General features: G+C 63.9%; 9 protein-coding genes. 3 read left to right on the top strand and 6 right to left on the bottom strand.

All coding sequences use genetic code 11. The features are described 5' to 3' along the window. The coding region (locus tag SE91_RS37495; RefSeq protein WP_245318370.1) for an FAD-dependent oxidoreductase at positions 1–214 on the bottom strand (214 nt) is incomplete at its 3' end. 230 nt (positions 215–444) lie between these two features. Between SE91_RS37495 and SE91_RS06250 the strand changes: the two genes are divergently transcribed. Both SE91_RS06250 and SE91_RS06245 read left to right on the top strand, forming a co-directional pair. Next, positions 445–726: a type II toxin-antitoxin system Phd/YefM family antitoxin gene (locus tag SE91_RS06250; protein ID WP_061846965.1), complete on the top strand. Its 282-nt coding sequence runs from the start codon at positions 445–447 to the stop codon at positions 724–726. Continuing rightward, positions 723–1148: a type II toxin-antitoxin system VapC family toxin gene (locus SE91_RS06245; protein ID WP_061846964.1), complete on the top strand. Its 426-nt coding sequence runs from the start codon at positions 723–725 to the stop codon at positions 1146–1148. Before SE91_RS06250 ends, SE91_RS06245 begins: the two co-directional genes overlap by 4 nt. A gap of 4 nt (positions 1149–1152) precedes the next feature. On the opposite strand, the gene SE91_RS06240 is transcribed toward SE91_RS06245, so the two are convergent. Both SE91_RS06240 and SE91_RS06235 read right to left on the bottom strand, forming a co-directional pair. Next, the gene (locus SE91_RS06240; protein WP_060736780.1) at positions 1153–1998 is read right to left on the bottom strand and encodes a DeoR/GlpR family DNA-binding transcription regulator; all 846 of its coding nucleotides are present in this window, start codon (positions 1996–1998) and stop codon (positions 1153–1155) included. Positions 1999–2088: 90 nt separating this feature from the next. After that, entirely contained in the window at positions 2089–2763 is a 675-nt protein-coding gene (locus SE91_RS06235; protein ID WP_061846963.1) for an HAD family hydrolase, read from the bottom strand. A gap of 154 nt (positions 2764–2917) precedes the next feature. Here SE91_RS06235 and SE91_RS06230 point away from each other — a divergent pair, with 154 nt between their 5' ends. After that, positions 2918–3367: a nuclear transport factor 2 family protein gene (locus tag SE91_RS06230; RefSeq protein ID WP_061851005.1), complete on the top strand. Its 450-nt coding sequence runs from the start codon at positions 2918–2920 to the stop codon at positions 3365–3367. 114 nt (positions 3368–3481) lie between these two features. Here SE91_RS06230 and SE91_RS06225 read toward each other — a convergent pair whose 3' ends face one another. From SE91_RS06225 to SE91_RS06215, 3 genes are all read right to left on the bottom strand, one after another. Further along, positions 3482–3673, bottom strand: a complete 192-nt coding sequence (locus tag SE91_RS06225; protein WP_008568616.1) for a hypothetical protein — start codon at positions 3671–3673, stop codon at positions 3482–3484. Positions 3674–3897: 224 nt separating this feature from the next. After that, complete coding sequence (locus SE91_RS06220) at positions 3898–4308, bottom strand: acyl-CoA thioesterase (RefSeq protein WP_061846962.1); 411 nt, start codon at positions 4306–4308, stop codon at positions 3898–3900. A 7-nt stretch (positions 4309–4315) separates the two neighbouring features. After that, a partial coding sequence (locus tag SE91_RS06215; RefSeq protein ID WP_197489430.1) for a 3-hydroxyacyl-CoA dehydrogenase family protein occupies positions 4316–5614 on the bottom strand: 1299 nt, incomplete at its 5' end.

The following is a 5614-nucleotide window of genomic DNA, read 5'->3' as shown; positions in this document are numbered from 1 at the left end:
GCGCCTCGCGAACCAGGCGGAACTCGTAATATTCGAGATAGCGCAGGCCGCCATGCACCAGCTTGGTCGACCAGGACGACGTCCCGCTCGCCAGATCGTTCATCTCGCACAGGAAAACCGTGTTGCCGCGGCCCACCGCGTCGCGCGCGATGCCGCAGCCGTTAACACCGCCTCCGATGATGGCGAGGTCGTAAATACGCTCCAACAGACGCATCCCCCGACGGCCGCCCGTTCCCTCGGGCGGCTACTTTCGCTTTTGATTAGATCACACCGAAAAACGAAAGCAAGACGAAAGAGAAGCGAAGGGAAGCGAAAGGAGATTAATTTTGTCGGCGAGTTGAAGCCAGAATGAGCGGGCTTGACCAGCAATCGAGGCCAAAGGCCTCCCCTTGAAAGGCCGACCCAGCGGAAATATAGTCATTATGGTCATACTGGTCTCTGAACATGGCACGCAATAGTGAACCCGCCACGCTTCCGTCTGAGGACACTTGGACGCTTGCCAACGCCAAGGCGCGGCTGTCCGAGCTGATCGATCGCGCTCAAGCCGGTCCGCAGGTCATCACGCGACACGGCAAACCCAATGCGGTTGTCGTCTCGGCCGAAGAATGGACGCGCAAGACCGCTCGCATGGGTTCGTTGGCCGAATTCCTGCTGGCCTCGCCGCTGCGCGGCGCCGACCTCGAGCTTGAACGCGTGCAAGACACGGCACGCGATGAGATGCCGTGAACCTGCTGCTCGACACCCACGTGCTGTCGGAAGTTCGGCGGCCCTCACCCTCGCCGAACGTTCTGGCGTGGCTCGACACGATTGACGAGGATCGCGCGTTCATAAGCGTTGCCTCGATCGCCGAGCTTCGCCGCGGGATCGCACTGCTGGAAGATGGTCACCGACGGACGGCACTGGCGCACTGGCTTGCCCATGATCTACCGGCGCGGTTTGCGGATCGCGTTCTGCCGATCGATCACGCGGTGGCCGCGTGCTGGGGCGACCTGATGGCGCAGAGCCGCAGAAGCGGCATCGCCTTATCTGTCATGGACGGCTTCTTTGCGGCGACCGCGCTCACGAACAGCCTCACACTGGTCACGCGCAATGTGAAGGATTTTGCTGCGTTCGGCGTTGCGCTGCTCAATCCGTGGGACGATGTTTAAGACCTTATCTCAGCCGCACCACCGGTGAAGCTTCCGGTGCCGCATCCTGACTATCTGTCGGCGCATCGTCGATGTCGGCACCCTTCGGCAGCGCTTCCACCACTTCGATGCCCTTGCTGTGGCAGATGGTGGCGAGGCGCTCGGGCAGTTCCTGGTCGGTGACGAAGGTCTGGATCTGGGTGATGTGGGCGATGCGCACCGGCGCGCTGCGGCGAAGCTTGGTGGAATCGGCAACCAGCATGACGCTGCGGGCATTGGCGATGATGGCCTGCGCCACCTGCACCTCGCGATAGTCGAAGTCGAGCAAGGCGCCCTCCTCGTCGATCGCGGACGCGCCGATGATGGCATAGTCGACCTTGAACTGGCCGATCAGCTGCGTCGCGGTCGAGCCGACCACCGCGCCGTCTGCGCGCCGCACCGTGCCGCCGGCGACCACCACCTCGATGCGGGGATGGCGATAGAGCAGCATGGCGACGTTGAGATTGTTGGTGATGACGAGCAGATCCTCGTGCGAGGTCAGCGCGCTCGCCACCTCCTCGGTCGTCGTGCCGATGTTGATGAACAGCGAGCAGCCGTTCGGGATCAGCGAGGCTGCCGCAGCGCCAATCGCCTTCTTCTCGTCGGCGGCGACGAAGCGGCGCGCCTCATAGGCGAGGTTCTCGACGCCCGAGGCGATGATGGCGCCGCCATGAATGCGGGTCAGCGATCTCCGCTCGCAGAGATCGTTGAGATCTTTCCGGATTGTCTGCGCCGAGACCTCGAAGCGGCGCGCGAGCTCCTCCACCATGACGCGGCCGGAGGCGCGCGCGATGTTGAGGATTTCGGCTTGGCGATGGGTCAGTCCGGTCACGGCGAAACCTCAAATCAGGACGATGCATGGTGCGGCGGTTCGCGCGATCGGTCAATGCGGGAGACGATCACGGTTGACGGATGCGACCGCTCACCATGCCATGGCGTCGGCAAGGCGTGTGAGCAGGTCGGGATCGTCAAAGGCGCTGGCCGAGGCAACTGCGCCGGCGCCGACGAGATCGGCATGGCTGAGGCTCGTCCGGATTCCGATCGTCGGAATGCCGGCTGCGACAGCCGACTGGACGCCCGAGCGTGAATCCTCGAACGCAACCGAGGCCGCAGCGCTGGCGCCGACGAAGCGCAGCCCCTCCTGATAAGGCAGCGGATGCGGCTTGCCGTGAGCCAGTTCGTCGCCGATCACGATGGCCTTGAACCGCTCGGTGATGCCGAGGCCCCCGAGCAGCAGCTCGGCGTTGAGGCGCGGCGCGTTGGTGACGGCGACCATGGGAACGCCGGCCGCATCCGCGCGGTCAAGCACAGACATCAGCCCCGGCAGCGGCTCGATCTGCCCGGTGACGAGCGTGCGGAAGATCTCTTCCTTCTCGCTGAGGATCGCGGCGCGCCGCTCGACCGTCTCGCCCGGCAGAAAGCGCTCGCCGATCGACGCATTGGCGAAGCCTTGCAGCTCCCTGGAGAAGCGCGCGTGATCGAACACATGGCCCCGTGGCCCCAGCACCTGGTTGAAGGCCTTGAGGTGCAGCGGGTCGGTGTTGGCGAGCGTGCCATCGATGTCGAACAACAATGCCCGGCCGATTGCTTCGATCATTTCCCTACTTTCCCAAATCCGCGGCGTATCAATGCGGAAGGCGTATCAATACGGCTTCTGACACGCAATGGCGCATGCACATGACCACAATGCGACACTCGACAAACTCGCGCGCGACTGCAACACTCGTCGCAAGATCAAAAAGGAGGAAACGATGATCAACCGACGCGACCTGGCTCTCTCGACTCTTGCCGTCTCCGCGCTCGCTCTCGCAGCACCGGCCCTCGCCGCCTCGGCAGACGAAGAGGCGGTGGCGAAGAAGGTCGAGGCCTTCCGTCTCGCCCAGATCGCGGCCGATCCGAAGGCGCTCGGCGCGCTGTGCTGGGACGACCTGAGCTACAGCCATTCCAGCGGCAAGGTCGAGGACAAGGCGGCCTTCATCGCCAACGCCACCGACGGCAAGTCGAAATTCCTCTCGATCGAATACAAGGATCCGACCATCAAGGTCGTCGGTCCCGCTGCGATCGTTCGCTTCCACTGGCTCGGCGAACAGGAAACGGCGGCCGATGGGAAAAAAGTGTCCACCAACCTTCACATCCTGATGAATTGGCAAAAGCAGGGCGACGAGTGGAAGCTGCTCTCGCGTGCCGCAACGAAATTGTGATGGCGTGTTAACCCTCTCCCCTTGTTGTGGGAGAGGGTGGCTCGCCGCCATAGTCTGCTCGGCAAAAAATTCCGACCTCGCGCTCCGCGCGTCCCGGAACGACGAATGCGGCGCTTACGCCGCCTCTTTCACATCGCCGTTGATCAGCTTGCGCGCAGCGCGCTCGGCTTCGCGGGCGTTGCGGAAGAGCTGACCTTCGAGGCGGTTGAAGCGGTGGGATGAGGCGAAGAAGCAGTAGCCTCCCTGAGAACGAACGACGATACCTGCGGTCTGCGAATTGACTTCGATGATGTAGCTGTCCGGCATGGTCCGTGGATTCCTCAGTGCGGGCAAATAACGGTGCTCATGCCCAAAGGTTCCCCAGGCATTTGAGGCCGTTTCCACCCCGAATCGACACGCAATTGAGTACGCCGGGACCTCATCCGTTTTATGACCCGTTCTTGGCAAAGCCGCGACGCGTTGACTCACGCGCGCCGCGTTTGGCGTCGCTTGCCACGTCGTTGTGAGATGAGGCTGAGCGTCGCGCGCGATTACGTCGCGATCGTCGTAGCGGCCGCGCGGACTACCTGCGGGCGGCCATGCTCGTCTATCGAGACGTAGGTGAAGTTGCCGTCGGTGACAAGGAACGGATGCTCCTCGCCGCGGCGAAGCGCCCAGGCTTCCAGATGCACGGTGAGCGAGGTGCGGCCGACGCGCACGAGATTGGCGTAAACAGAGACGAGATCGCCGACATAGACCGCCTTGCGAAAGTTCATCGCCTCGATCGCGACGGTCACGGTACGCGACTTCGCGACCTTCGAAGCGAACACGCCGCCACCGACGTCCATCTGGCTGAGCAGCCAGCCGCCAAAGATGTCGCCGTTGGCGTTGGTGTCGGCAGGCATCGCCAGCGTGCGGATGCAGAGATCCCCGTTCGGCGCGCTCTTGGGCTGTTCGCTCATGTCTCTCTCACTTGAAACTGTCCCAGCCTGAATCAGGCGCGAAGCGATCGCTGAATCGCTCGGCCAGAGCGCGGAGCGTGGACACGACATTTTCCACGCCGCGCGTACGCGCATAGTTCAGCGGGCCGCCGCGGAACGGTGCATAACCGGTGCCGAAGATCATGGCGCCGTCGACCGCGTCGGCATCGTCGACGATGCCCTCGCGAAGCGCCGCGACGCAGACGTTGGACATCGGAAGCACAAGGCGATCGATCATCTGGTCGGTGACGCGCGGACCGGTTTCCGCGAGCGGCGCCTTCTCCGCCTTGCCGTCCTTCCAGGTGTAAAAGCCCATGCCGGTCTTGCGGCCGAGCTCGCCCTTGGCGACCTTCTCGCGCAGCCAGGCCGGCGTCGGCGGCAAGAGATCGCCGAACTTGGTGCGCAGCATGTCGCCGACGTCGAGACAGATGTCGAGCCCGACCTGGTCGGCCAGCTCGATCGGCCCCATCGGCATGCCGAACTGCTCGGCCGCGGCATCGATCAGGCGCTGGTCGATCTTCTCGTCCAGCATCACCATCGCTTCCAGCATGTACGGCGTCAGCGCGCGGTTGACGAGGAAGCCGGGCGAGCTCTTCACAGGCAACGGCAGGCGGTCGATCGCGCCGACAAAGGCGAGCGCGTCCTTCAGCACCTCAGGGTCATTGCCGTCATGGCTGACGACCTCGACCAGTTGCAGCCGCGACACCGGATTGAAGAAGTGCAGGCCGACCAGCCGCTCCGGGCGCGCGAGCGTCGTGCGCAAATCCTGGAGCGGAATGCTCGACGTGTTGGTGGCAAGGATCGCGCCCGGCTTCATCCGCGGCTCGAGCCCGGCATAGACCTTCTGCTTCAGCTCCAGCTTCTCCGGCACCGCCTCGATGATGAGATCGGCGTTGCGCACGCCCTCCCCGTCCATGTCAGGGATGAGGCGATCGAGCGCATCGCGCACCTCGGTCGGCTTGCGGATGATCTTGCCGTAGAGCTCGGCGGCGCGCTTCACCGCACCCGCGATCGGCTCGGCCTTCATGTCGGCGAGCGAGACGCGCAAGCCTTGCCCCGCACACCACGCCGCGATGTCGCCGCCCATGGCGCCGGCGCCGATGACGTGGACATGCTTGATCGTATTGCCGCCGCCTGCGGCCTTCTTCATCTGCTCGCGCAGGAAGAAGACGCGGATCAGGTTCTGCGCGGTCGGCGTCACCATCAGCTTGGCGAACGAGGCCTGCTCGGCCCTCAGCATCGCGGCCTTGCTGCCGCCGTGTGTCTCCCAGAGATCGATCAGTGCATA

The organism is Bradyrhizobium sp. DOA1, from assembly GCF_001593325.1.
Lineage (GTDB): Bacteria > Pseudomonadota > Alphaproteobacteria > Rhizobiales > Xanthobacteraceae > Bradyrhizobium.
The sequence above is the reverse complement of the archived record's forward strand: the minus strand, read 5'-3'. Positions and strand labels throughout refer to the sequence as shown.